20 protein-coding genes and 5 tRNA genes are annotated in these 24,057 nt (G+C 45.9%); 8 read left to right on the top strand and 17 right to left on the bottom strand.

Annotated features, from left to right (window positions below; genetic code table 11):
• Positions 1-21 precede the first annotated feature (21 nt).
• The 6 genes from ACQ5BJ_RS13695 to ACQ5BJ_RS13670 all read right to left on the bottom strand — a co-directional run bounded on the left by ACQ5BJ_RS13695 (position 22) and on the right by ACQ5BJ_RS13670 (position 7,650).
• A complete protein-coding gene (locus ACQ5BJ_RS13695; RefSeq protein ID WP_268600474.1) occupies positions 22-813 on the bottom strand; it encodes an alpha/beta hydrolase family protein in 792 nt (263 codons plus the stop codon).
• Between the two features lie 56 nt (positions 814-869).
• Positions 870-2,456 (bottom strand): potassium/proton antiporter, encoded by a 1,587-nt coding sequence (locus ACQ5BJ_RS13690; RefSeq protein ID WP_430111038.1) that lies wholly within the window; start codon positions 2,454-2,456, stop codon positions 870-872.
• Between the two features lie 562 nt (positions 2,457-3,018).
• Positions 3,019-3,663 (bottom strand): SGNH/GDSL hydrolase family protein, encoded by a 645-nt coding sequence (locus ACQ5BJ_RS13685; RefSeq protein WP_040735445.1) that lies wholly within the window; start codon positions 3,661-3,663, stop codon positions 3,019-3,021.
• Positions 3,664-3,784: 121 nt separating this feature from the next.
• Positions 3,785-5,701, bottom strand: coding sequence for a heavy metal translocating P-type ATPase (locus ACQ5BJ_RS13680; RefSeq protein ID WP_430110539.1), 1,917 nt, complete (start codon positions 5,699-5,701; stop codon positions 3,785-3,787).
• 270 nt (positions 5,702-5,971) lie between these two features.
• The gene (locus ACQ5BJ_RS13675) at positions 5,972-7,333 is read right to left on the bottom strand and encodes a DUF4097 family beta strand repeat-containing protein (RefSeq protein WP_430110541.1); all 1,362 of its coding nucleotides are present in this window, start codon (positions 7,331-7,333) and stop codon (positions 5,972-5,974) included.
• Positions 7,330-7,650 (bottom strand): PadR family transcriptional regulator, encoded by a 321-nt coding sequence (locus ACQ5BJ_RS13670; protein WP_005543881.1) that lies wholly within the window; start codon positions 7,648-7,650, stop codon positions 7,330-7,332. The genes ACQ5BJ_RS13675 and ACQ5BJ_RS13670 overlap by 4 nt, the downstream gene beginning before the upstream one ends.
• 396 nt (positions 7,651-8,046) lie before the next feature.
• Here ACQ5BJ_RS13670 and ACQ5BJ_RS13665 point away from each other — a divergent pair, with 396 nt between their 5' ends.
• The 6 genes from ACQ5BJ_RS13665 (at position 8,047) to ACQ5BJ_RS13640 (ending at position 13,817) form a co-directional block, all read left to right on the top strand.
• Entirely contained in the window at positions 8,047-9,381 is a 1,335-nt protein-coding gene (locus tag ACQ5BJ_RS13665) for an ABC transporter substrate-binding protein (RefSeq protein ID WP_430110544.1), read from the top strand.
• Between the two features lie 136 nt (positions 9,382-9,517).
• Positions 9,518-10,465: a carbohydrate ABC transporter permease gene (locus ACQ5BJ_RS13660; protein WP_005543885.1), complete on the top strand. Its 948-nt coding sequence runs from the start codon at positions 9,518-9,520 to the stop codon at positions 10,463-10,465.
• 9 nt (positions 10,466-10,474) lie between these two features.
• On the top strand, positions 10,475-11,305 hold the full coding sequence (locus ACQ5BJ_RS13655) for a carbohydrate ABC transporter permease (protein ID WP_005543887.1): 831 nt from the start codon (positions 10,475-10,477) through the stop codon (positions 11,303-11,305).
• Positions 11,306-11,373: 68 nt separating this feature from the next.
• Positions 11,374-12,546 carry a hypothetical protein gene (locus tag ACQ5BJ_RS13650; RefSeq protein ID WP_430110548.1) on the top strand — a complete coding sequence of 391 codons (1,173 nt, stop codon included), beginning with the start codon at positions 11,374-11,376 and terminating at the stop codon, positions 12,544-12,546.
• A gap of 94 nt (positions 12,547-12,640) precedes the next feature.
• Positions 12,641-12,859, top strand: coding sequence for a hypothetical protein (locus ACQ5BJ_RS13645; RefSeq protein ID WP_005543890.1), 219 nt, complete (start codon positions 12,641-12,643; stop codon positions 12,857-12,859).
• Positions 12,860-12,947: 88 nt separating this feature from the next.
• A complete protein-coding gene (locus ACQ5BJ_RS13640; protein ID WP_005543892.1) occupies positions 12,948-13,817 on the top strand; it encodes a polysaccharide deacetylase family protein in 870 nt (289 codons plus the stop codon).
• A gap of 216 nt (positions 13,818-14,033) precedes the next feature.
• Here ACQ5BJ_RS13640 and ACQ5BJ_RS13635 read toward each other — a convergent pair whose 3' ends face one another.
• Together ACQ5BJ_RS13635 and ACQ5BJ_RS13630 are read right to left on the bottom strand one after the other, a co-directional pair.
• On the bottom strand, positions 14,034-14,729 hold the full coding sequence (locus tag ACQ5BJ_RS13635; protein WP_430110551.1) for a BclA C-terminal domain-containing protein: 696 nt from the start codon (positions 14,727-14,729) through the stop codon (positions 14,034-14,036).
• A gap of 226 nt (positions 14,730-14,955) precedes the next feature.
• Entirely contained in the window at positions 14,956-15,414 is a 459-nt protein-coding gene (locus tag ACQ5BJ_RS13630) for a hypothetical protein (protein WP_005543897.1), read from the bottom strand.
• A gap of 899 nt (positions 15,415-16,313) precedes the next feature.
• Here ACQ5BJ_RS13630 and ACQ5BJ_RS13625 point away from each other — a divergent pair.
• Positions 16,314-16,901, top strand: a complete 588-nt coding sequence (locus ACQ5BJ_RS13625; protein WP_268621373.1) for a chloramphenicol phosphotransferase CPT family protein — start codon at positions 16,314-16,316, stop codon at positions 16,899-16,901.
• A 399-nt stretch (positions 16,902-17,300) separates the two neighbouring features.
• Here the strand turns inward: ACQ5BJ_RS13625 and ACQ5BJ_RS13620 are convergent.
• The 8 genes from ACQ5BJ_RS13620 to ACQ5BJ_RS13585 all read right to left on the bottom strand — a co-directional run bounded on the left by ACQ5BJ_RS13620 (position 17,301) and on the right by ACQ5BJ_RS13585 (position 21,202).
• Positions 17,301-17,386 (bottom strand) — tRNA-Leu (locus ACQ5BJ_RS13620).
• 49 nt (positions 17,387-17,435) lie between these two features.
• Positions 17,436-17,511: transfer RNA gene (locus ACQ5BJ_RS13615), tRNA-Lys, on the bottom strand.
• A 49-nt stretch (positions 17,512-17,560) separates the two neighbouring features.
• A tRNA-Glu gene (locus ACQ5BJ_RS13610) sits at positions 17,561-17,635 on the bottom strand.
• Between the two features lie 195 nt (positions 17,636-17,830).
• The gene (mgtE, locus tag ACQ5BJ_RS13605; protein WP_268600479.1) at positions 17,831-19,213 is read right to left on the bottom strand and encodes a magnesium transporter; all 1,383 of its coding nucleotides are present in this window, start codon (positions 19,211-19,213) and stop codon (positions 17,831-17,833) included.
• 337 nt (positions 19,214-19,550) lie between these two features.
• A tRNA-Ser gene (locus ACQ5BJ_RS13600) sits at positions 19,551-19,639 on the bottom strand.
• Between the two features lie 5 nt (positions 19,640-19,644).
• Positions 19,645-19,720 (bottom strand) — tRNA-Asn (locus ACQ5BJ_RS13595).
• A gap of 78 nt (positions 19,721-19,798) precedes the next feature.
• The gene (locus ACQ5BJ_RS13590) at positions 19,799-20,632 is read right to left on the bottom strand and encodes a uroporphyrinogen-III synthase (RefSeq protein WP_005543915.1); all 834 of its coding nucleotides are present in this window, start codon (positions 20,630-20,632) and stop codon (positions 19,799-19,801) included.
• An 87-nt stretch (positions 20,633-20,719) separates the two neighbouring features.
• Complete coding sequence (locus tag ACQ5BJ_RS13585) at positions 20,720-21,202, bottom strand: SprT family protein (RefSeq protein WP_040735450.1); 483 nt, start codon at positions 21,200-21,202, stop codon at positions 20,720-20,722.
• 233 nt (positions 21,203-21,435) lie between these two features.
• Here ACQ5BJ_RS13585 and cmpA point away from each other — a divergent pair, with 233 nt between their 5' ends.
• Positions 21,436-21,555, top strand: coding sequence for a cortex morphogenetic protein CmpA (gene cmpA, locus ACQ5BJ_RS13580; RefSeq protein WP_085981353.1), 120 nt, complete (start codon positions 21,436-21,438; stop codon positions 21,553-21,555).
• A gap of 200 nt (positions 21,556-21,755) precedes the next feature.
• Here the strand turns inward: cmpA and ACQ5BJ_RS13575 are convergent, their stop codons facing one another.
• Positions 21,756-23,984 carry a Tex family protein gene (locus tag ACQ5BJ_RS13575; RefSeq protein WP_005543922.1) on the bottom strand — a complete coding sequence of 743 codons (2,229 nt, stop codon included), beginning with the start codon at positions 23,982-23,984 and terminating at the stop codon, positions 21,756-21,758.
• Positions 23,985-24,057: the final 73 nt, after the last annotated feature.

Genomic DNA, 24,057 nt, shown 5'->3' with positions numbered 1-24,057 from the left:
CATCAATCTATCGTAAACCAGCTAATCCGCTAAAAAATGTACGACTGCCTTACATACCTGCTTCGCATGCTCAGACAAGGAAAATACATGATCCGAACCATCTATCCACGTGATGCCGGCTCGCCCTTCCATTGCGGCAGCTAAGCGATGCGAAATATAAGGAGGCACAGCGCCATCAGCGGTTCCATGAACGAACAAAGTCGGACACTGGATGCGAGATGCGGCAGCATACATATCGTGCTGAACAGTATCTTCCAGCAGCCCTTGACCTACGATGAAGCCGTTCATCTCCATGCGGCCTTCCTCCATCAACTGCTTAAAGCGAGGCCCAGACGCTTCCCTAGCTACAATATCAAAAATATTTGCAGCAGGACACAACCCCACCAAGCGATGCAGCTCATCTCCCAGCTGTGCTCCCGCCAGAAGCGATACCGCCCCACCCATACTGAAACCCAATAAGCTGACACGATTCGGATCGATGCCATCCATACTACGAACAGATCGGAATACTGCTAACGCATCAGCCAGTTCAGAAGACAGCGTCATTTCTTCAAACGTTCCGTCGCTCTCCCCACTTCCAGCAAAATCGAAACGAATGGCCGCCACTCCCGCTTGTGCAAGCTGTTCGCTTAGTCTGCGAAAAAATCCCCTTCCTTCCAACATATGTCCTGTAAATCCATGACACATGACGACCGCTGCAACAGGAGCGCTTGCAACCGGTAGGGTAATTAGTCCACGCAGTGTTTTGTCGTCCCGTTTCCATTCCGCTGACTGCTTGCGAATACTGAAGGTGTGCTGCTCCATCCCTAACATACGATTCTACTTCCCCCTTGAAAGTCACTATAATCGTACTATTCGCTCTTAACCGTTCATGTTCCTTTTTTAGCAGACAGGTTCATTTCGTTCTTTTTTTCTAAAGCTGAACTTTTAATCTGAGCCAACCCCGCTTGTTCTTCTACTTCTATAGCTTCATCCGCTGTCTCTAGCGGCGACTCAGCATGATTGCTGCTGGTTACTGTACATCGCCCATCTGCAATCTCCGTGAACAATCTTCTAACTTCATCCCTTTGATTTTTGGCAACAAGCACGTACGCCACATCCCCAGCCAGCAGCTGCGTGGTTCCTTTAGGCGCTATCATTTCTTCACCGCGAATAACGGCAGTGATCAAGGTATCTTCCGGCAATTTGAGCTGATGAAGATAACTATTCTCCACGCAAGCCCCTGGTTCAATCGTTTTCTTGACCAAATCCATATTCATCTTGCCGACCGATACCAGTTCAAGTGAATGTACTTGCTGTCCGCCTGGCTCCCCTGTCAGCCCAAACCGCTTCGCAAGCGGAGAAATGGTAGCGCCTTGGATAAGCGCAGATGTCAGAACAATAAAGAAAACAATATTGAAGAATAGCTGTCCATGCTCCAATCCTGCAATAAGCGGGTAAGTGGCCATGACAATCGGAACCGCGCCTTTCAAGCCAGCCCATGCGATAAGCGTCTTCTCCTTGCCCGTAAACTTGCTGTACATCAGACTGATAAACACGCCGATCGGTCTCGCCACGAACATGAGGAGTAGAGACAGCACCAAGCCTTGCCATGTAATCTCCAGCAGTTGAAAAGGGAATACGAGCAATCCCAGCATAATGAACATCATAATCTGCATCAACCACGAGAAGCCTTCATTGAATTTTACGATTGTATAGCGATACTGTAGATCGGAATTGCCTATAACTAGCGCCATTACGTATACGGCGAGGAAGCCGCTACCCTTCAGCAGCCCGACTCCACTATAAATGAGAATAGCGAATCCAATCGAAAGTACAGGATATAAGCCCGATGTATCGAGGGCAATCCGATTCAATACTTGAACAGCAATCCAGCCAGCGAGCAACCCTAATCCAAGTCCAAGCCCCATTTGCCACACAAATGAAAACAGCATTTCCCAAACCGATAAGTCCGGAATTTGAATCCATTGGATGAATGATATCGTCAAGAAGACCGCCATTGGATCATTCGTGCCTGATTCTGCTTCTAGGGTAGACGTTAATCGCTTTTTTACATTTTGACTGCCGAGAACCGCGAAGACTGCCGCAGCATCCGTTGAGCCGACAATCGCACCAATAAGCATGCCTTCCTTCCAGTCAATGCCCAAAATAAATACGGAGCACACTCCGAATATCGTAGCGGTAATTAACACGCCGATGGTCGCAAGCGACACAGATCCGCCAATTACGGGCTTGATGTCACGCCAGCTTGTCTGCATACCTCCATCGAACAATATAATGATTAGAGCCAAAATCCCGAATAACTGCGTCAGATTCGCATTATCGTAATAAATAAGGGGATTCAATGCCATACCTACAATAATAAACAATACAAGTGATGGCACATTGAATCGATTCGAGAATTTGGCACTAACCACTCCCGCCAGAAGCAAACCACCAAATAAGAAAATAATCATATCCGTCGTCCACAAATTCGCATCAGCCCTTTCCGTCGTGTAATCGCTAACAGCATCATTTTGGGCAATCAATGGGAGGATTGCATGGGTATACTGCTAATACTCTTATTATAACGTATTCCGACCGAATAAATAAGAAAAACTTATGAACAGGCTGCGAAAAATAAGACCGACAGCAAAATAATGCTGTCGGCTTCAAGACGTGATCATAAGTATCATTTATAATTGTCTGCCCTTCTTCCCGGCACAAACAACACCTTGTGCAGCAAACTCTTCAACATTTCTGTTAATCCATACGTTCAACACATGCTTGACTGTAGTGTACGGACATCTTCTTCCCTCTGATTCATTGAAAAAATCGAATAAGGAAAGTTTGTTCGGTTGTAAACGTTTGCATTTGGTGCGGTTCTTTATTCCTTGATCAAAGATCGTACAACAATGGATAAAAAGTGAATACGAATAATATGCGGCAGCCATAAGGAAATAGTTGACAGGAAGAGATGGCAGCATCTCCTTGCTCGTTCACTTACCACTTACCTATAACTTCCTGTCCGTATGAGGATTAGTTAGAAAAGCAGACCTTATAAAGCGCCTTAGCCAGAGCCATATGCCCCACAATGCTCGGATGGACTCGATCCCAAGCTAGTGCAGCCGGATAGAAATGCTTGAGCAGATTATCCATAACCTGTTGCGTATCAACAAGCACTGCTCCATGAACATTCGCCAAATCCTTCACGATCCGGCCATATTCATCCATGGTCTGACGCATGGCATCTTCTTTGTTCGGTTCTATATAAAATGGCGTCATAAGAACAATCTCGCGCACATTTGGCTTGGAGCGTTCAATAAGATGAGTGTAAGTATCGGAATACCGCTCTGACCCTACATGTTGTTCGGACATGTAGGGCATGTCGAACTGGCGCCACACATCATTAATACCGATGCAAATGACGAGAACATCGGGCTCCAGCTCTTCGACATCTGTCTCCCATCTGCTCTCTAAATCAACAACTGTATTTCCGCTAACACCCATGTTTACAATGCGAATTTCCATTTCTGGATGCTCCGTTTGAACCAATGCATCGAACAAGGATACATATCCTTTTCCATTGGCTCCGAAAAGCCCCTCTCCATATGGCCTTGCCCGTTCACAATCCGTAATGGAATCCCCAATGACAACGACCTTATCCCCATGCTGCAGCATGATGCAATAACCTCCCCACACAATATGGAAACCATCTCCAGAACATACCCCGAATAAGGAGCTTTTTTCCTCGTACATAATTCAATAGAGCGATCATTAATTCCTGCTGGCTCAGGAAACCCTTTTAGGACTTCAATAATCGCAACCCATTTAAGATAACAAGAATCGTGCTCCCCTCATGTCCGACAACGCCAAGCGGGAGTGGGATGCCGAAAATAAAGTTCGTTGCAATTAGCCCCATAATGACCACAGCAGCAAAAATAATGTTCTGCTTCACAATGGATTGCGTTCTTCTGCTTAATACGATCGCACGGCCAATGTTAGTGAGGTCGTCATTCATCAGAACAACATCGGCTGTTTCCAAGGCTGCATCACTGCCTGCTGCCCCCATGGCAATTCCGACCGACGCACTCGCAAGTGCCGGCGCATCATTGACGCCATCTCCTACCATCGCTATCTGACCGTACTGCGTCTTCAGTTCCTTAACTATGCTCAGCTTATCTTCGGGCAACAACTCTGAGAACACCAAGTCAATTCCTGCTTCTGTCGCAATGCTGTTAGCTGTCTGCTTCTGATCGCCTGTCAGCATCGCTACCTGTATTCCTTGGCGCTTCAATTGCTTCACCATTTCAATCGCTTCCGGACGAATGCGATCTTGCAGTGCAATAACTCCAACCACTCGCCGGGACTTCTCTATCACAATAACCGTCTTGCCTTGATATTGCAGCGTATCAATCTGTTCGCGGATGTCCCCATCTATTTCCTGCTCTGACTGGATATAAGCAGGCTTGCCGATTCTCCACGACTCTCCTGCCCATACAGCCTCAATGCCTTGCCCAGCATGTGCTTGAAATTGAGAAGGACGTGGCCCTAATTCAGAATCGACCACACCATCACCGCTTCGCTGCGCTTCAGCAACAATTGCCTTAGCAATCGGGTGTGTGGACAGCTTCTCCAATGCCCCTACAGCAAGCAGGAGCCCCTGTTCATTCATCGATTCATACGGAATAACATCTGTTACTTCCAGCTTTCCGCTTGTCAGCGTTCCCGTCTTGTCAAAGGCAATCACTTTCACATGTGAAATATGATCCAAGTATGCACCGCCCTTGAACAAGACACCCTTACGAGCACTATTTGAAATCGCAGATAGCGTAGCTGGCATAATCGAGGCAACTAAAGCACATGGGGATGCCACAACGAGAAAGACCATTGCCCGGTAAAAGGCCTCTGTCCATGTTTCTTGAAGCAGCAATGGCGGAAAAACTGCAAGCGCCAAGGTTGCGAGTAGAATCACCCTTGCGTAAATATGTTCGAATCTTTCAATCATTCGCTGTGACTTTGGCATTTCACTTTGCGCTTCCTGTACAAGCCGGATAATCTTTGCAAACAAAGACGATTCACTCGTTTGCGATACAGTAATATATAAAGCCCCCTGCCCATTCACTGTTCCTGCATACACGTCGTCACCCTTATTCTTATCGACTGGAATGCTTTCGCCGGTAATCGATGATTGATTCACTGCAGATTGCCCATCTTGCACCGTTCCATCTGCCGGTATACGTTCACCTGGCTTTACCAGAACGAGATCCCCGACCAGCACCTCCTCTACAGGCAGTACATACTCCACTCCGCTGCGAATGACATGTGCTTCTTCAGGCTTCAGATCCATGAGTGCGGAAATATCTTTTGAGCTGCGATTCATCGTAAAGGTTTCCAGTGCACCGCTCAATGCAAAAATAAAAATAAGGATCGCACCTTCTGACCAGTATCCGATTGAAGCTGCACCAAGTGCGGCTGCAATCATCAGCAGGTTGACATCCAAATCCTTATCACGTATTAGCGTAACAACGCCATCCTTCAGCTTTAGCCAGCCTCCACAAATATAAGACAGCACGTAGCACGCCAACACCCAATCATCCGAAACTGAACTGCCGAACATAGCCAACAGCAGGAACAGCAGACTGCCTGCTGCCGCACAAGATTCATTATGTGTATCCAGCCATTTCTTCCATGATGCTGTCATTGAGATCGTATTATTCATTTTCATTCATCCTCTCTTCAATTGAAAATGACTATCGTTGTTAACCCCCTAAAAATGCATCATGCTGCTTCCGAGAGGGAAGCAGCATGCATTGATAATGAGATTAATTTTCACTATGGTCATTTTTTTTGAATTGAGGCAACATTACTATATTTAGTATAATCTGATGAATGAAAAATGTGAATACCGATCGCAGCAAAATTAAGGGCTGTGTTGAAATTCGGAATTAGGCTTGCTAAATTTCAAGTACGCACTAGAACCCAGCTTAATTTATGCTCTTGTCGCTCGTAGTTCAATATCTCCACTTGCAGAAACAATTCGTACTATTGGCCCATCATATCCAATGCTCCCCCGATAGTGATCTCGATGTTCCGTCTCTGTTTGTACATGCGGAAGCTTCACGGATAAATCACCACTGCTGGTGATCGCTTCAATATTGATATTTGCCACTAACGAAGAAATTCGGACGTCTATATCTCCTGACGCACTTTCAATCACTGAAGGGCCAATATCACGCCCGAAAGAGCAGTCCACATCACCACTGCTCGATTTGAGCATAAGCGAACCGTTCAGTTCATCAATCTCCACCTCGCCAGATCGGCTAATGATCTCTAGATTGGAACGAATATACTCTAGCTCCATATCTCCTGAGGAAGAAGACAGTGCCCAATTAAGACCGACTCCTTCGCGGATCGAAAGATCGCCGGACATCACCTCTGCACGCAGCTCATCAGCACTAATTTGCCCGACTTCCACATCCCCCGACGACGTTTGAATCGCCATCGATTGAGTCTTGCTGCGGCGGACATCTACATCCCCTGATGATGCTACCACACTCATTTGTTCTGCTGAGCAGCCATCCAAGTGGATATCACCCGACTTGCTCGCTATCCGGACAGATTGGAATATCCCCTGCCGAATATCTGCGTCCCCAGACGACAATTCCATATCAAGCTGGCTCGACCGAACTTGCTGCATATCAATGTCGCCTGATTCCGATGTAATTTGAAGATGACCTTGATAGCTGCTTGGCACACGCACATACAGCTTGTGCTCACTATAACGGAGCTGCTGAATAGTAAGAAAGGAGAAGAAGCGCTTGGCATTGTATCTCAATCGAGCTGAAATCGTGTAGGTGTCGCCATCCAAATGATCACGAATATCGAACTTCTCCGGCTCATCCGATTCAAGGCGATAGCCAATCCGATCCCCTTCATACGACTCAATGGCAACATCCACCTCACTTGTCTGGATGCGCAACACACGTATCGATGTGGTATCATCATTCTCCTGATTGTAAGGTGATGAAGATGACCGGAATGATTGTCCAGCAGCGTAGGCTGCTACATGCAACATCCCATTGTCACTATGTGTTCTTTCAGCGCCAGCCTGTACATTTCCTTCACTCTGTCTGGTCTGAGAAGGATGTTCACGATGCTGCTCAAGAATTTCATTGGCGATGGTCTGTACGTTGCCTAATGAATTCAATATCTCTTCTTCGGACTTACCAGCCTCCATTGCCTCTTGGAAATGAGCCTCAAAGTCACTCATAATTTCCTTACGCTCAGTTGGCGGAATTTCCTCCAGTTCCCGCTCCAATCTCACAAGAAACTCTAGTTTTTGCAAGCTCATTGTGACATTACCTCCTTAATCATCTCATTTACCCCTTGGGAGAACAGACTCCATTCCTTAAGCATTTCTTGCATATAGGTCTTTCCTGTTTCGGTAAGTGTATAATACTTACGCGGCGGGCCCTCCGGCGACTCTTTCAAATATGTCTCAAAATATCCCTCTTGCGTTAATCTGCGAAGAAGCGGATACATCGTGCCCTCTGCAACCTGAAACTTCTCTGAGATGCGATGAACAAGCTCATAACCGTAGCGATCCTGCTCATAGGTAAGTACAAGCACACACAGCTCCAATACGCCCTTTTTAAATTGTACATTCATACCATCTGCACCACCCTCCCCTTTTCCCTTTCGTGGTAATTTTCTACATTGTATCACCCACTACTATGTAATGCAAGATACCTTTTTATACTCACTCTATTAAAATTAAAGCGATTTTTCTTTTCATAGAAAATTTGAAATAGGCCGCTGACTGTTGTAATTATTGAAAGCGGATTCACATAAGATGATGTAAGTTATCCCCGCGAAGTCCCAAAAATCAACATTGAAGTTATTTACAATTCCTTATCACTCACTTAACGCTATGTTTAATCTTTCCATTTACAATGGGGCTTGTGCACAGTTTCGACGAATTTCAACAAAATAAGGGTTGGTTAGCTAACAAGATGAATCATGAATGGGATCTACTGAAATCTAAATCTACTAAGGAGTGTAACTATGAAAGCAAAACGTTGGTTTGCCCTGCTTACTATCATCTCTCTACTATTTATATCCGTTATTGGATGTTCGAGCAGTTCATCATCTGGCGAAGGCCAAGCTAACGAGTCAAGCGCTGCTGCTCCTGCTGCCAAAGAAGAGGATAAGACACCTGTCAAAATTCATTATTGGCATTCTCACACTGAGGCTCAAACCGAAGGTCTTAACTACATGATCGGAGAGTTCCAAAAGCAATATCCATACATTACAGTTGAACCGGTATATCAAGGCGGATATGAAGACTTACATAAGAAGCTCCTCGCAGCTGTAGCTGCCGGCGATGTTCCTGCGGTAACGAATGTTGAGGTATCTTCTTTGCCTATCTTCTCTCACGATGGTATTTTCGAAGACTTGACGCCATATGTGGAGCGCGACCAAGTAGATACCTCCGACTTCTCGGAGGGCATGCTGAAGGCATATGCGTATGAAGGCCGTCAATTCGGCTTCCCGCTTATCGTAAGTACGAGTGTCATGATCTATAACAAAACATTGCTAGATAAGCTCGGTGCTCAGCCTCCGCAAACATGGACCGAGATCGAAGACTACAATAAGAAAGTTACAGAGAAGAAAGATGGAAAGACAGTTCGCTATGCGCTTTCCGTTCCGGGCTGGGATAACTGGTACTACGATCCTTGGATGATTAACGGCGGCGGTTCCGTTCTGAACGCTGACATGTCCAAGGCTGCAATTGATACACCGGAGAGCTTGCGCTACATCGAGAACTTCAATCGCTGGGTAGATGAGGGCAACATGCACATCGGCTACGGCAAAGGTGCTTCCGGCACAATGCGGCAAATGTTCCTCGAGGGCAAAATCGGTATGATTGAGCACACTTCCGCTATGATCAAGACGTATGTAGAAAATGCGAAGTTTGAAGTGGGCGTATCCTTCGTGCCTGGCGACAAAACACGCATCTCCAACATCGGCGGTGCCGGTATCGTCATGATGAAAGGCGCAAAGGACAACCAAAAAGAAGCAGCTTGGAAGTTCATTCAATTCATGACGGGCAAAGAAAACAACTTGAAGTGGGCAGAAAAAGTAGGCTATCTCCCTACTCACAAGTCAGTTATTGATACAGAAGAAGGCAAAGCGTACATGCAGCGTTGGCCGCAATACAAAGCCGTGCTTGACAACTTCGACCAAGTACAAGCGCGCATGCAGCATCCGTTGTACCCTGAGTTCAGCAACTTCTACATCGAAGCAATGGGCAAAATGGTCCTTGAAAAAGGAGACCCTGTGAAACTGATGAAGGAAGCCGCTGAGCAAATCAACAAAGTACTCGAAGATAGCAACTAACGTAATGCGCGTGTTGCACATTGCACATCTGTGGTCAAGCAAGGTCGTATCCCCTATCTGCCATATGGGAACAGGGCATGCGGCTTTGACTTGGCCTTTCTTTATCATGGTTCCAAAGGAGAGGGCGATTTAACAAATGAATAGTAACTCCGGAATTACGACTGATACGCCGGCAGAAGCTGTAAAGTACAAGAAACCTTGGTCATGGTACCGCTTTTCCGAGAAGTTAAAGGATTTCAGCTTCGCGCTGCCGGCTCTGCTGTTCCTGCTTATTTTTACCTATGTACCACTTGTATTCTCGATCTATATCAGTACGACGAACTGGAACATGTCGCGTCCAGTGATGAAATTTATCGGGGCGGATAACTATACGAAGCTGTTATCCAGTGAAGACTTTTGGAAGGTTCTTACGATTACGTTCAAGTATACGATTTTCGACGTATTCTTTACGATTGTCATCGGACTTCTACTGGCACTTCTATTTAACTCGAAATCGAAGATTTACAATTTCATGCGCGCGATCATCTTTATGCCCTATTACATTTCCATGGTCGTTGCAGCCATGATCTTCTTATGGATATTTAACGGTGAATACGGCCTTGCCAACTACCTATTGGAATTGGCAGGATTCGATAAGATCAATTGGATGACGAATCCGGACACAGCGCTTGGCGCACTAATTACGGTGTCCCTATGGAAAGGCGTCGGCTTTGCAATGCTGCTCTTCATCGCTGGCTTACGCAGCATTCCTGTTGAGTACTATGAGGCATCCAGCATCGACGGTGCTTCTCGTTGGAACCAATTCCGCAACATCACGATTCCATTACTGTCACCGATGACACTGTTCCTAGTTATTACGAACTTCATCGGATCGATGCAGGTCTTCCAATCGATCAATATTATGACGAACGGCGGACCGTTGAACGCAACGAAGGCAATGGTGTTCTGGATTTATCAGATGGCATTCTCCGAGTTCCGGACAGGCCGCGCCTCGGCTCTCGTCGTTATTTTCTTCATCATTATTATCGCCTTAACTGTGATCCAGTTATGGATTTCGAAAAAAAGAGTTCATTACGAAGGGTAGGCTTAGCGGATGTCTAAAACATTATTCTCAACCATCCGGTTGGCAGCAGCCATCCTTATTACGATTGTGATGTTCTTTCCAACGTATTGGCTAGTTGTCACTTCATTGAAAACACCGTTTGAACTGCGGCTCGCGATTCCGTCCTTCTGGCCTGAATCGTTCCGCTTCCAGAACTATATTGATGCATTTCAAGCTTCACCATTTGGCCGTTACTTTTTCAATACTGCCGTTCAGACACTGGGCATTATGATCCTCCAAATCAACGTGGCAATCTGGGCTGCCTTTGCCTTCGCGAAAGGGAACTTCTGGGGCCGTGACAAATGGTTCATTCTTGTCCTTGCTGCCCTGATTGTTCCGGAACAGGTAACATTCGTGCCTGTGTATGTGATGATGTCCAAGATTGGCTGGCTGAATACATTTCTGGCCTTAATTGTGCCGCATGGAGCTTCCGCCTATGGTATCTTCCTGCTTCGTCAGGCATTCAAGTCACTAAACAATGATGTACTGGAAGCTGCCCGTGTTGATGGTGCCGGCCGATTCCATCAATTGTATCGAATACTCGTTCCGATGGCGATGCCGACGATTGCAACCTTAATTGTCTTAACATTCATCGGAAGCTGGAACTCGTACTTCTGGCCACTTATTATGACGAACTCGGACAGCATGCGCGTATTGACGGTAGCGGTTGCGATGATGCGCGATGCAGTAGCAGGCGACGAGGCCCTTACGTTCCACATGCTCAGCGCCGCAAGCGTAATGGTCATCCTGCCGATCGTTATTGTATTTACTTTTGCACAGAAGCACATTGTCTCTGCTCTCGCGAATTCTACCTTTAAATAATCGTTCAAGTAGGTGTACAGCCAACCTATAGGCTTTCCCATATTCATATACTTCAAGGAGGCTAAGTAATGAAATCTTACTCTACTTCTTCACGTTATCGAAAAGGTGTTCAAGCACTGCTGCTTTCCTCGATTCTGTTGTCATCTGCCGTTGCCTGTGCCAATAGTGAAGAAGAGCCGGCAGGCGCGAATCTTGCTGCTGCACCCGTCATGCAAATATCCAACACCAATCCGAGTGCAGCAGAGGCTGCTGGCAAGCTGACGCAACAAGAGGTGAACCCGAAGCTGCGCATCGATAAAAAAGAGTTCAAACCGCTGCTCAGCATGGCAAAGGATGGCCCTATTATTCCAGGCTTGCACGAGCTTGTTATTCCGCAGGGGCTTGCCTACTCTGCTGAACAAGGATGGCTTGTGATGTCAGGATATCGCGACAAAGGCGTCAGCGTCATTGCCATTATGGATTCAAAAACTGGCCAACTGCTGAAGTCTCTCGAACTGTATGACGCAGTCGGAGATCCGTATACAGGTCATGCTGGCGGTGTTGCCATTTCAAATGGCTATGTATTTATTGCTTCTGGCAGCAAGGCAAGATACGTATCCATTGATAAAATCAAGCAGACCGATGATGGCGGGCAGCTTATTTTCGAGGGTCAATTTAAGGTGAACACAAATGCTTCCTTCATCGCATTCGAGGATGGAAAGCTATGGGTTGGCGAATTCGCTTATGGCACAAGTTATCCAACCGATGCGTCGCACTATATAACGAACCGCGATGGCGACGAATATCGCGCTTGGATCGAAGGATTTACGGTAGATACGAAGACAGGGCTTCCTGCACAATTGAAGAAATCTGGCGATAAGCTGGTTCCAGAGCAGCTCCTCTCGATTCCGAATCGAATTCAAGGTGTATCGTTCTGGAACGGCCATTGGGTATTAAGCGATTCTTATGGGCGTAACACCAACAGCACGATGCTATTCTTTAATGACCCTCGCAGGCAAGCACCTCACGCAAAAGTCACGCTTAACAACAAGGAAATCCCACTTTGGTTCCTTGATAAAGCAGAGCTCAAACTGAAACTTGACGGTCCGCCAATGGCTGAAGAGGTGGTAATCGTTGAAGATTCACTCTATATCAACTATGAATCCGCCTCTGACGGGATTGCGATGACCGGAAGCTATGCGATGGATCGCATGCACATCCTCGATATGAAGCAAATCGAACAAATGTGGGGCAAAAAGTAATGATGTCCTGAAGGGCCGTCAAGTGACGGCTCTTTTTTTTTGCTTTATAATGGGTACAAATAGATGAACACAATGGAATAGGAGACGTATGGTGATGAATGAACAGAAGTGGCATGACTTGCAGAATAAAGTAACCGCGCATATAGAAGGGAATCCTGATAGTTGCTCCCAATTGCTGCAAGAGCTGTTTGATGAGATGAAAGAACTTCGCGCTGAAAATGACCGATTGCGCAAAGCACTAAATACCGCTAGAAAGCAAAACGGAAACTACAACCATATGTCCACCAAATTAAAGGATGCGTTGTACGAATAAAAGTCGTGTCAGATGGATAATTTACGCACTTCCTCCGAACCCTATATTCATACTTAATTCGATGAATATTGGTTCAGGAGGTTCTATCATGATTACACGTCTAGTTCTGCTTGGATTATGTACCATGCTAAGCGTATACGTATCGGGCTGCAGCACGGCAAGCACGTCCCCTCAACCCCCTACAGCGAAAAAATCGCATGAAGGATATTCGATTCAACAACGACAAGTGCACGTCGCAACGAAGGAAGCCCCTTCCTTCGTTGATGGCAATGAAAGCGATGTCCGCAAGCCTAAGCCGCTTACTCTATCTGAGCTGCGTCGAAAATACCGTTCCCATTTCATCATGCAAGGCCCATCTGACCAAAGAAGGGTTGCACTGACGTTCGATGATGTTCCGGACAATCACTTTACCCCACAGGTTCTCGATGTGCTGCGACAGTATGGTGTTAAGGCGACGTTCTTCGTGGTTGGCAATCGTGCCGAGAAATATCCTGACATCTTGAAACGCATATTGGATGAAGGACACATTATCGGCAACCACTGCTATGATCACGCCAACCTGCCTAATCTGTCAGATGAAGCCTTTCACAACGAGATAAATCGAACACAGGATATTCTGCGAGCCGCAACTGGTCATACCGTTACCTTCATCCGACCTCCTTACGGCAATATAAACGAGGAGCAAATCAAATGGCTAGCCTCTCAAGGCATGCTGATCGTGAATTGGAATGTCGATTCTTTGGATTGGAAAGGACTTACCGCCGAACAGATTGAAGCAAATATTATGTCCCACCTTACCCCAGGCGCTATCGTGCTTCAGCATGCTGCTGGCGGCAAGGATCATGACTTGAGCGGAACCATCAAGGCACTGCCGCGCATCATTGAGGAACTGAATCGTCAAGCCATCGAAATGGTGACGCTGGACAAGCTGTTGGATAAACCAGCATATCGGAAATAATCCCCTTAAAAAATCGTACAAACTAAGGACGGCTGATGGTGCGAAAAATCACAATCGGTGATCATTTGTTTGAAGCGCCATATGCCCTACGCCCAACACTGAAGAAGACAGAACTAAATTTAAGTGGTTCCAATACGGAGTTCAGAAATGAAACAAGAGCCGTAGGAATTTTTCCTTAACGGCTCTTGGAGGCGTCCAGAAAACACAAATGGACTTTTAACTCAATCGAATAATGGTTAACGCCGCACCAGCAGCATTGTTAATAAGCGTAGCTGACCCCAAAAGTCCGTACAATTGTAGGGATATTGTCGTATTGGCCGCCAATGTAAGAATAACGTCATTGTTAAATGCAGATGACGTCAGAACGGGAGCTATCGATGATGCTACATTCGCTGTGCCATTGATCAGCAATCGAGAGCCTAGCAACAATCCCGCCGTTAAATTGATCTGGTATGTGATATAGTATCTTCCCGCTGTTGATACGGTAAAGGTATCGTTTGAACCGTTTACGGTTATTCCTGACCCGATGTTTTGAGCGCTAGGAAGTGGAACGAGTGTACCTGTTAATACGACCGCAATGGTTGCTCCGGTTGTATTTGCAGCATATGAGGATGTCGCAGTAATACTCGTTCCAGTGGCCCCAGTAATGCCAGTATCGCCCGTAGCACCTGTCACTCCAGTTACTCCGGTAGCCCCTGTAGCGCCGGTAGAACCAGTGGTTCCAGTGTCACCAGTTACTCCAGTTGGGCCTGTCGCTCCCGTAGCTCCTGTCATGCCTGTCGTTCCAGTGATCCCAGTTGCTCCAGTAACTCCAGTAGCACCTGTTCCCCCCTTTGGGTATACAGGTACAATGATGCCAGATATTTTTGCAAGCCAAGAAGAAAAAGAATGAGAGTTTAAATTATTGTTCATAACCAAACCCCTTTTTTAGACGCCATCAACTTACCATCATGTAAAAATATATTCTATTAGTTCATATACTCATAATATTGAAACTTCTTTCAAAATGATTTGGCTATATCCTAAACAAATAGATTTAGACTGATGGGGGTTTTCACGAGAAATATGACTATGAGTTTACCGATATAAAAAACAAGAGCCGTGAGGATTCTTTCCTCTACGGCTCTTATTTATGAACCTAGTTATGTTTTTCAAAAATCAAGTTGTAATATTGTGAAGAACTATAATCATTGTATCCGTGCGATTGTACTCTAATATACATCTTATACCCAGCCTCAAGATGTGATGATAAACCATCCGTCCCCCCTGTGCCTGTATCGTACACATTTTTTACTTGTACAATCTGTCCACGTCCATCTTGAATAATAAGCTGTAAATCATAATTAAGTCCGGGAGGTGATTTCAAAATTACGGCGTAACTTAAATAGTCACCGTGAGTATTGTCCACCAAATAAAAATCATTGTCATTAAAACTTTCGATCGGTTGTGTTGCAGATGCGGCACTCGTACCAGGCCTCCACAGCAAATCTGCGTCTGCGATAGTATCTGCAAAACCATGTTTTGCAAAGACTGAAGGAGAAGCTACTACCATCAAGGCTGTCACTAGAAACGCAATAAACATTTTTCTCGCTTTCATAGTATCACTTTCCTTTCTTGGTATGTATAGAGGCATTTGCCTCTATACCAATATATTACATTGAGAGGTTATATTTGTAAACTATATATTTTTAATGGAAACCTTTTATCCGAAACGATTGGTATCTTTGCTACTTTTTTTGGCTTTGTCATTATATCCTCCAAATAAAGAAGAGAGAGCGATATGTGCCCTCTCTCATTTGTTATTACTTATTTTTTCTATGTTCGCCCTGTTATCGAAAAAAGAAGCTAAGATTCAGATTATGATTCTTTTTCTCATGCCATCTAATTCCCTCTATTCTATATAACTCCGTTGAGTCTGTTCCCATTTTGTCCCCATGGGGACAGATTACTTTTGAAGCCCAATTGGAATCAACCTTTATGGAAGGATAAGGGATTATGATGTCGAATACATGCATATATCATAACTAGGGGTGAACAGTGTATCGCTATGTTATTAAGAATGTTGGGTATTGGCGTTATTCTGTGTTGCATATTAATAGGGTATGAAGCAGGGAGTGTTTTCGAAAAGCTCGGTGGAAGGTTCGAATTTATACCAGCTTTGGTATGGTGGGTTAGTGGAGCTGCGTCAGCAGTTTTATTTTTTGCAATAGGGACGGTATTGGAGCAACAGGAAGAAATGCAGACAGCACTACAACAAATTACAGAAGAGGAAATGTGAAGTGAAACAGAACCTGCGGCATCTACTTAGGAGTAGTTTTTATTTCTTAGGTTTTTATAGTTTGAAAATTTTGACCGATGAAAGTCTTATCTAATAGGGTGGCTTCGTATTTATACGGAGTCATTTTTTAATATTTTCTGGGTTGGATAATTTTGTGAACTTTGTTAATATAACGTTATCTGAAAGATACGCAAATCTTATATGTGAGGGTGATTCGTTTGAAGCAAGGAATTATTGTGTTGATGAACGGAACTTCTAGTTCAGGAAAGACTAGTATTTCTATTGAACTGTTAAATCAGAAAGAGATTCTTTTTCATCATTTATCAATAGATGATTTTGTCAAGGATTTTTTTAATAATAAATTTTCAGATATTGAACCTACAAGAGAAGTAGATGAGCAAGTTATCGCACAAATAATGTCTGATCCCTTAACCTCAATGTACTATTCGACAATTAAATTGTTTTCAGAAATGGGATTGAATGTAATAGTAGATACTGTAATCGACAATGACAAGTCGTTTAATGAATGTCTTGATCTATTTTTCGATCAGCCTACATTATTTATAGGTGTAATATGCTCGAAAGAAGAGCTCATAAGAAGAGAGCAAACAAGAGGAGATAAAAAAATTGGACTAGCAGCTTCACAGTTCAGCAAAGTATATTGCATAGATGAATATGACCTCGAAGTAAATACTGAAGAGATGAATCCAATAGAATGTGCCGAAAAGATATTAAGTTTTATTAAGTCCAATCAGGAATACTCGGTATTTAAGAAATTAAGTAAAAGAAATGTTAGTGTTTCCTAGATGCCGTATCCATTAGATAACACCCATATTCAAGCCTTGGGGCTATCGCCCCTCGGCCTGCCCGAGGGATTTCGGAATTAAGCAACGGGACACGTTAGTTCAATGCAACAGCGACAGTCTAGGACTTTATTTTCTCGTCCTAAGCTGTCGCTGTTCCAATTTCTCAGGTCAGTCTAAAACTTATTTTATGGAGTCTGGTGGTATACAATTCTAAAGTCGCATGGAATAAGACACGTAGTCAAATACTTTATTTTCCTAGTCTAAATCTTTATTTTCTTCTGACACTCGAATCTGAAACGTAAAAAATATAAGATCGTAGCGGTATGTGATTAGCCGCATTTCTTCTTAGACAAACAAAAAAACCCTTATATGTATCAAGGGTTTGTAGCTCTTAGATTATGGTGCGGTAGAGAGGACTCGAACCTCCACGGGCGTACGCCCACTACCCCCTCAAGATAGCGTGTCTGCCATTCCACCACTACCGCACGTATTTTGGGAAGGATGTCTACCGACATCTCAACCGAGGAATAAAACTGGTGAGCCATGAAGGACTCGAACCTTCGACACCCTGATTAAAAGTCAGGTGCTCTACCAACTGAGCTAATGGCTCATGGTGCAAGAACATTGCTGTTCGCCATGTCACTCCAACAAGATTGAAGTGGTGACCCGTAGGGGATTCGAACCCCTGTTACCTCCGTGAAAGGGAGGTGTCTTAACCCCTTGACCAACGGGCCATATCGTTATTGTTTCTTACTTTTTTCTCATCACCTCTCGGCGACAATTAAGAGTATATCAAACGATACGACCGTTGACAAGCCTTTTTTCAAAAAAATTTTATTACCACATTTAGGTATGATTTTTGCTGGGTTTTGCAGCTTATTTCTAAGAGCAAAAGGGAAGCTGGTCACCCTTTTACTGTTCCCATTTTTTTAAAGTAAATATGACAAAAACAAGGTAGCTGTTCCGAAATATACAGTCAGTGAAAAGATATCATTCAATGTTGTAATAAGCGGCCCTGACGCCACAGCTGGATCCAACTTCAGTCGGTACAACAAGATAGGAATGACGGTTCCCGCCATTGTACCGATAATGACCGTCAGAAATAATGAGCAGCCCACAACAAGTCCAAGCGATAAGCTTCCCTGCCATATCCCCGCTACTAGCGCAACAGCCGAACCACAGACGGTTCCAATAATAAGACCAACAAACAGCTCACGCCACAACAGCCTCGTAACTGTCCCCTTATCTAAATGCTCGGAGGCAAGTCCCCGAATTACGACCGCCAGCGATTGAGTTCCCGTATTCCCTGTCATCCCCGCAATCATCGGCATAAAGAAAGTCAATGCGACAACCTTCTGCAGTGTCCCTTCAAACCAACTAATAATGCTTCCTGACACAAGACCCAGAAACAGTAGCATGATAAGCCAGGGAAGCCGACGCCTGGCCGCAGTGAGTGGATTCGTGCGGAAATCGATCGTCTTATCGGTCGCGGACAACTTATTAATATCTTCATGCGCTTCTTCACGCAAAACATCAATGACGTCATCAACGGTTACAATCCCGAGCAACTTATCATCCGGATCTACAACAGGCATCGACAAGAAGTCATATTGCTCGAAAAGTCTCGCCACTTCTTCCTGATCCGTATCCACGGTGACAGAGATAACCTTCTCATTCATAAGCGATTGAATCGTGTCTGTCTCAGGCGCCAGTACCAGCTCGCGATAGGTCAGCGTGCCGACAAGCTGTTTTTGCTCATTAACCACATATAGATAGTGGACGTTCTTTGTCATCTCCGCGAACGCTTTTACCTTTTCGACCGCTTCACGCACTGTATAACGCTCATAGAACCAAACATAGCGGTTCGTCATCAAACCGCCGGCTGTTTCCGGCTCATAGGTCATCAGACGGCGTACAGTGTCGCTCTCCTCACGCTCCATAAGCGACAACAGGAATTCCTGCTCTTCTACACTTACCGCAGCCATCATGTCCGCCAAGTCGTCATTGTCCATCCGGTTCAATACATCTGCCGCACGCTGACGGCCGAGCATCTGGAACGCTTCCAATTGAAGCTCCGGAGTCAATTCACGAATCATCTCGGTTAGCTGGCCGACATCAAGTGCCTCAAGCAGCCGCGAGCGCTGTGACAAATCCACATGGCGATAGACAACCGCCAAGTCATACGGGTGCCAATAACGCAGCGCATATTTCACTTCATCAACAGATCCTTGCAAAATGCGTGCTGCTTCATCTATGATCTCATCAATATCATACGATGCAGAATCCTTCTCTTTTCCCGAATCAGGCTTCATATTTTTCTTTTCATCCCAAGCTTGTTTATTACGTTTGTTACCCATTCGTTTGTTTGCCATTACCTCACCCCCCACAACCTCAAGCCGTATATGGTGTTATTCGATCGGATGCACCTCATCCGCTATTAACTACAATAAACGCTCCGCTCATCGACCGAAACATGATTGGTTCATCTGCGCACTCCCATAGCCTTAATAGTGTATGAAAAAAAGCAAGGAATAAACGTGAATATTCACGTTTATTCCTTGCCTTTATACATATCAATTCAACGATTCAATTTAGGTTTAGGTATTATAAAACAAAAAAATCCCTTACGGGATCTTGTCTGTACCATTATGGCGGAGAGAGAGGGATTCGAACCCTCGCGGCTGTTACACCCTAACGCTTTAGCAAAGCGCCCCCTTCGGCCTCTTGGGTACCTCTCCAGAAATGGCTCCCCGAACAGGACTCGAACCTGTGACAACTCGATTAACAGTCGAGTGCTCTACCAACTGAGCTATCAGGGAATGACATGTATTAATTTATCATGAATTCAGTAACCTGTCAACACATAATAAAAAAAATTATAGCATCTATATCTTAAATTAAGGATTTACACTCCGTACATTTGAATCAAACCAGCGAGATAAGGCTACGATTAAAGCGCCCATTCGCTCTTCCTCTGGAACTAACATACGTGTTATCCCCTCATCTGCTGCCGCTGCTGCTGTCACTTTGCCCACCATAGCCAGCAAGGTCCGCTCTTGAAACACTTGGCGGAGCTTATCAGCGATCCCCGCTTCCTTCGCATAGGCGAACAGGAAACGAATTTGAGGAGCACTCGTGATAGCAACTGCATCAATCCGACCCTCCAGCAGCTCCGAGGCGAACTGCTTCAACACCGCTTCATCCGGCGGAATATGACGGTAAGGCATCAATTCTATGGGTTGTGCGCCCGCATGATGTAGAAATTCATTAAGCAGAGGTGCAGGATCGCCATGAAGCTGCAGTGCAACGCATGAATCATGCCATTGCTCTACTCCATGTGCAGTCATCGCTCGTACCAACCCGACCGTAGATCCGTCATCGTCGCGCACGTCAGGCACGATCCCAAGCCGCTTCAGTGCATTAACGGTCTTATAACCGCGGGCAGCATGCTGAATTTGCCTCATTTTAGCTAGAAATGCCTCTTCCTTCTTGGCTTCACGCGCAGCCTCCAGCAGCTTATCAAGCCCCATGCCGGTCGTCCAGATTGCCCATTGTATTGGAGACTCCAGCAGCTTATCCACTTCAGCAGCTAAATGCTCAAACTGTTCGAATATCGTCCCCTGCGTCGGTCGAACGAGCGGCGTTCCTCCTTGCTTGACAACAAGCAAAGACATTTCCTCCGCTTTGCGTGGTCCTGTAAGTGCAATTACTTTTCCCTCACATTTCGGCACGGCAATACCTCCTCAGAATCTGAATCTGTATTATGAATCCACAAGTCATTCAACCTTCCGATCGCATTATAGGTCTATATACCTCGATTACCGCTTCTTCGCTTGTTCCGTGAGAGGCTGCAGCCTCAGCTTGCCATGACATCGACCACATACATACTTGCGAATATCAACCTTCCGCTTGCGCATATAAGCCTGTCCACACTGCACACATTCCAGTCGGTATCGATAAGGGGCTTGACGCCTGCGTTCAACATCCGGAAGCGATTTGCAAAATCTTGAGCCACCTACCGCTTGCAGCAGTTGGCGAAAGTCTGCATCCCGGTGCTTGTACCCTTTCCCTTCAATATGCAAATGATAGTGGCACAACTCATGCTTAATAATACGTTCTACCTCATCTGTGCCATTTTGCTCCAGCTGCTTTGGATTAATCTCAATATCGTGCGTACGCAGCAAGTAACGGCCTCCTGTTGATTTCAAGCGCGAATTGTAACGCGCCTTATGCCGAAAGGGTTTCCCAAAATCACGAAGCGATATGAGTTCAACCCATGCTTGCAGCTTCTCATCTGTCATCTCCATTCTCCCTTTCAGCTTGCCGATCATCTGTATCGTTCCTAAGCTAGCTAAAATCTATAATTTGCTTCGGGGTATGCCTACATTGTATCGAGAATGGAGGTGCTCCACAACAAGAAGACCGAAGCATGACATCCTAGGTGCAAATTGCGGACCTGCACCAAACGTGGCCTTCGCCCATAAGATAGCGTTACAACGACGAATCTCTCGTCCCGGTCGAAGGAGGGATACTCATGCCGCAATGGTTATGCAACCAGTTAATGCGCGCCTTCAATAAGAAGGATCGCCGTCAAATTAAACTGTTGAATGAGTGTTGGTTTTTTTACCGTTCGAAGCCGCGTACGCATATGTAGATGGCTCCGTTCTTTACGTAACTTGCCGAAACAGAAAGCCAAGCCCTAAACCTACCATCGCCTATATGCAAAAACCCCCGATCGAGTACAAAACGACGTCTGCTTGCAAAAGCTGATACTGTCCTATTTCTCTCATCGGGGGCTAATCATCATGTTGTTACCAATATATACTTCATTGCAATGCTGTGATGTCTGTCTGTTTATTGCTGCGGCCCCTTCATCGTAAGACCGACACGGCCCTTCTTCGTGTCCACTTGAAGTACCCATACTGTAACGTTGTCGCCAACAGACACAACATCCAGCGGATGCTTTACATAGCGGTCGCTAAGCTGTGAAATATGTACAAGCCCATCATTTTTGATGCCGATATCGACGAACGCGCCAAAATCAATGACATTGCGAACCGTTCCCTTCAACTCCATCCCCGGCTTCAAATCCTCGATTTGCAGCACGTCTGTGCGGAATATAGGAGGCGCCAGCTCCTCGCGCGGATCGCGTCCTGGCCGCAATAAGCTGTCAATAATATCTTTCAAGGTAGGGATACCAACCTCCAGCTTCTCCGCCAGTTCTTCTACATTCGCCCCACTTAGCGCTTGAGAAAGCGCAGGCGTGCCAATGTCTTCTGCTCGGAGCCCGGTAAGCGCGAACAGACGATCGACTACACCATACGACTCGGGGTGAATCGGCGTCCTATCAAGCGGAAGATCGCCATCCGGAATACGTAGAAATCCTACACATTGCTCAAATGCCTTCGGCCCCAAGCGCGGCACTTTCTGCAACTGCTTGCGAACCGTGAACTTCCCGTTCTCTTCCCGATACTTCACAATATTCTTAGCCAGTGTCGCATTAATGCCAGATACATAAGACAGCAGGGACGGTGAAGCTGTATTTACATCGACACCGACATGGTTAACCGCCGATTCCACGACTGCCCCCAAGCTTTCTTCAAGCCGCTTAGGCGCTACATCATGTTGATATTGGCCTACACCAATCGCTTTAGGCTCAATCTTAACGAGTTCTGCAAGCGGATCCTGCATGCGGCGAGCAATGGAGACAGCGCTTCGCTCCGCAACATCCAGCGCCGGGAATTCTTCCTGAGCCAGCTTAGAGGCTGAGTACACACTCGCACCAGCTTCATTGACGATAACATATTGTATCCCCGCTCCTCCGCCTGGACGAGACTTCATCCAATTCGCGACAAATTGCTCGGTTTCACGAGACGCGGTTCCGTTTCCAATCACGACTAGCTCTACCCCGTATTTGTCTGCAAGTCGGCTGAATATCTGTTCAGCTTCGGCTGTCTTGTGGTGAGGGGCAGTTGGATAAGTCACAGCCACCTCCAGTAGCTTGCCGGTATCATCCACGACACACAGCTTGCATCCTGTCCGGAAGGCGGGATCAACACCCAAAACAGTCTTTCCCTTCACTGGAGGCTGCAGCAGCAGGCTTCGCAAGTTCTGTGCAAACACTTGAATTGCTTGCTCCTCCGCTTTATCAGTCAACTCATTACGAACATCACGCTCAATTGACGGTGCAATAAGACGCTTATATGCATCCTCAATTGTCGTCTTCAACAACGAGGTCACGACAGAGTCCCGCTGTATGACTTTCCGCTCCATAAAAGCCAATACCTGCTCCACAGGCACATCTAATGACACTTTCAATATATCTTCGCGCTCACCGCGATTAATGGCCAATATCCGATGTGAAGGCAGCTTCCGAACCGGCTCTGTATAGTCATAGTACATCTCGTATACCGATTCCTGATCCTTATCCTTCGCTTCCGTACGAACCACGCCTTGGTCAAATGTGAATTTGCGCACCCAAACTCTTACATTGGGTTCATCACCAATCATTTCCGCAATGATATCAAGTGCGCCTTGAACTGCATCCTCCGGTGTCGGAACACCGGCTTCTTCATTCACATAAGCTGCTGCTTCAGCTAACGCACTGCCCTGCTTCGGAAATGTCATAATCCAGCTCGCTAGTGGCTCCAATCCTCGTTCCTTCGCTACACTCGCCCGCGTCTTCCGCTTCTGGCGGTATGGACGGTATAAGTCTTCGACCTCTTGCAGCTTAGAAGCACTGACAACCGCTTGCTGTAGGTCAGCCGATAGCTTGCCCTGCTCTGCAATAAGCCGCAGCACCTCACGCTTGCGATCCTCCAGCCCACGGACATATCCAAGCCGCTCTTCGAGCGAGCGAAGCTGATTTTCATCCAGTTCACCTGTCATTTCCTTACGGTAGCGGGCGATGAACGGAATCGTATTGCCTTCATCAAGCAAACTAATCGTAGCGTCTACCTGTTTCGGGCTAAGCGCTAATTCTTGAACCAATTGCTTGCGCAGCCGCTTCGGCTGTTCCGCAGCCATCTGTTCAAGCAAGGGTTCCAATGCAGTAATATCGATAACGGTATCTTGTCCTGTCATTCGTTACATCCTCTCTGCAATCTGAATCTGCCCTTAATCTCTTGCAAGACACATCCAGATATATATGTATCGC

This window comes from Paenibacillus sp. B1-35, assembly GCF_050474385.1.
GTDB lineage: Bacteria > Bacillota > Bacilli > Paenibacillales > Paenibacillaceae > Paenibacillus_B > Paenibacillus_B alvei.
This window is presented reverse-complemented; position numbering and strand designations above follow the sequence as displayed.

Excerpts from the sequence above, each read along its gene's own strand:
- ACQ5BJ_RS13585 (WP_040735450.1), bottom strand. The coding sequence starts at position 21,202 with ATGACAGATGAGAAGCTGCAAGCATGGGTTGAACTCATATCGCTTCGT.
- ACQ5BJ_RS13655 (WP_005543887.1), top strand. The coding sequence starts at position 10,475 with ATGTCTAAAACATTATTCTCAACCATCCGGTTGGCAGCAGCCATCCTT.
- ACQ5BJ_RS13575 (WP_005543922.1), bottom strand. The coding sequence starts at position 23,984 with ATGACAGGACAAGATACCGTTATCGATATTACTGCATTGGAACCCTTG.
- ACQ5BJ_RS13660 (WP_005543885.1), top strand. The coding sequence starts at position 9,518 with ATGAATAGTAACTCCGGAATTACGACTGATACGCCGGCAGAAGCTGTA.
- ACQ5BJ_RS13695 (WP_268600474.1), bottom strand. The coding sequence starts at position 813 with ATGTTAGGGATGGAGCAGCACACCTTCAGTATTCGCAAGCAGTCAGCG.
- ACQ5BJ_RS13635 (WP_430110551.1), bottom strand. The coding sequence starts at position 14,729 with ATGAACAATAATTTAAACTCTCATTCTTTTTCTTCTTGGCTTGCAAAA.
- ACQ5BJ_RS13650 (WP_430110548.1), top strand. The coding sequence starts at position 11,374 with ATGAAATCTTACTCTACTTCTTCACGTTATCGAAAAGGTGTTCAAGCA.
- ACQ5BJ_RS13640 (WP_005543892.1), top strand. The coding sequence starts at position 12,948 with ATGATTACACGTCTAGTTCTGCTTGGATTATGTACCATGCTAAGCGTA.
- ACQ5BJ_RS13675 (WP_430110541.1), bottom strand. The coding sequence starts at position 7,333 with ATGAGCTTGCAAAAACTAGAGTTTCTTGTGAGATTGGAGCGGGAACTG.
- ACQ5BJ_RS13670 (WP_005543881.1), bottom strand. The coding sequence starts at position 7,650 with ATGAATGTACAATTTAAAAAGGGCGTATTGGAGCTGTGTGTGCTTGTA.
- ACQ5BJ_RS13680 (WP_430110539.1), bottom strand. The coding sequence starts at position 5,701 with ATGAATAATACGATCTCAATGACAGCATCATGGAAGAAATGGCTGGAT.
- mgtE (WP_268600479.1), bottom strand. The coding sequence starts at position 19,213 with ATGAAGCCTGATTCGGGAAAAGAGAAGGATTCTGCATCGTATGATATT.
- cmpA (WP_085981353.1), top strand. The coding sequence starts at position 21,436 with ATGCCGCAATGGTTATGCAACCAGTTAATGCGCGCCTTCAATAAGAAG.
- ACQ5BJ_RS13690 (WP_430111038.1), bottom strand. The coding sequence starts at position 2,456 with ATGATTATTTTCTTATTTGGTGGTTTGCTTCTGGCGGGAGTGGTTAGT.
- ACQ5BJ_RS13645 (WP_005543890.1), top strand. The coding sequence starts at position 12,641 with ATGAATGAACAGAAGTGGCATGACTTGCAGAATAAAGTAACCGCGCAT.
- ACQ5BJ_RS13630 (WP_005543897.1), bottom strand. The coding sequence starts at position 15,414 with ATGAAAGCGAGAAAAATGTTTATTGCGTTTCTAGTGACAGCCTTGATG.
- ACQ5BJ_RS13665 (WP_430110544.1), top strand. The coding sequence starts at position 8,047 with ATGAAAGCAAAACGTTGGTTTGCCCTGCTTACTATCATCTCTCTACTA.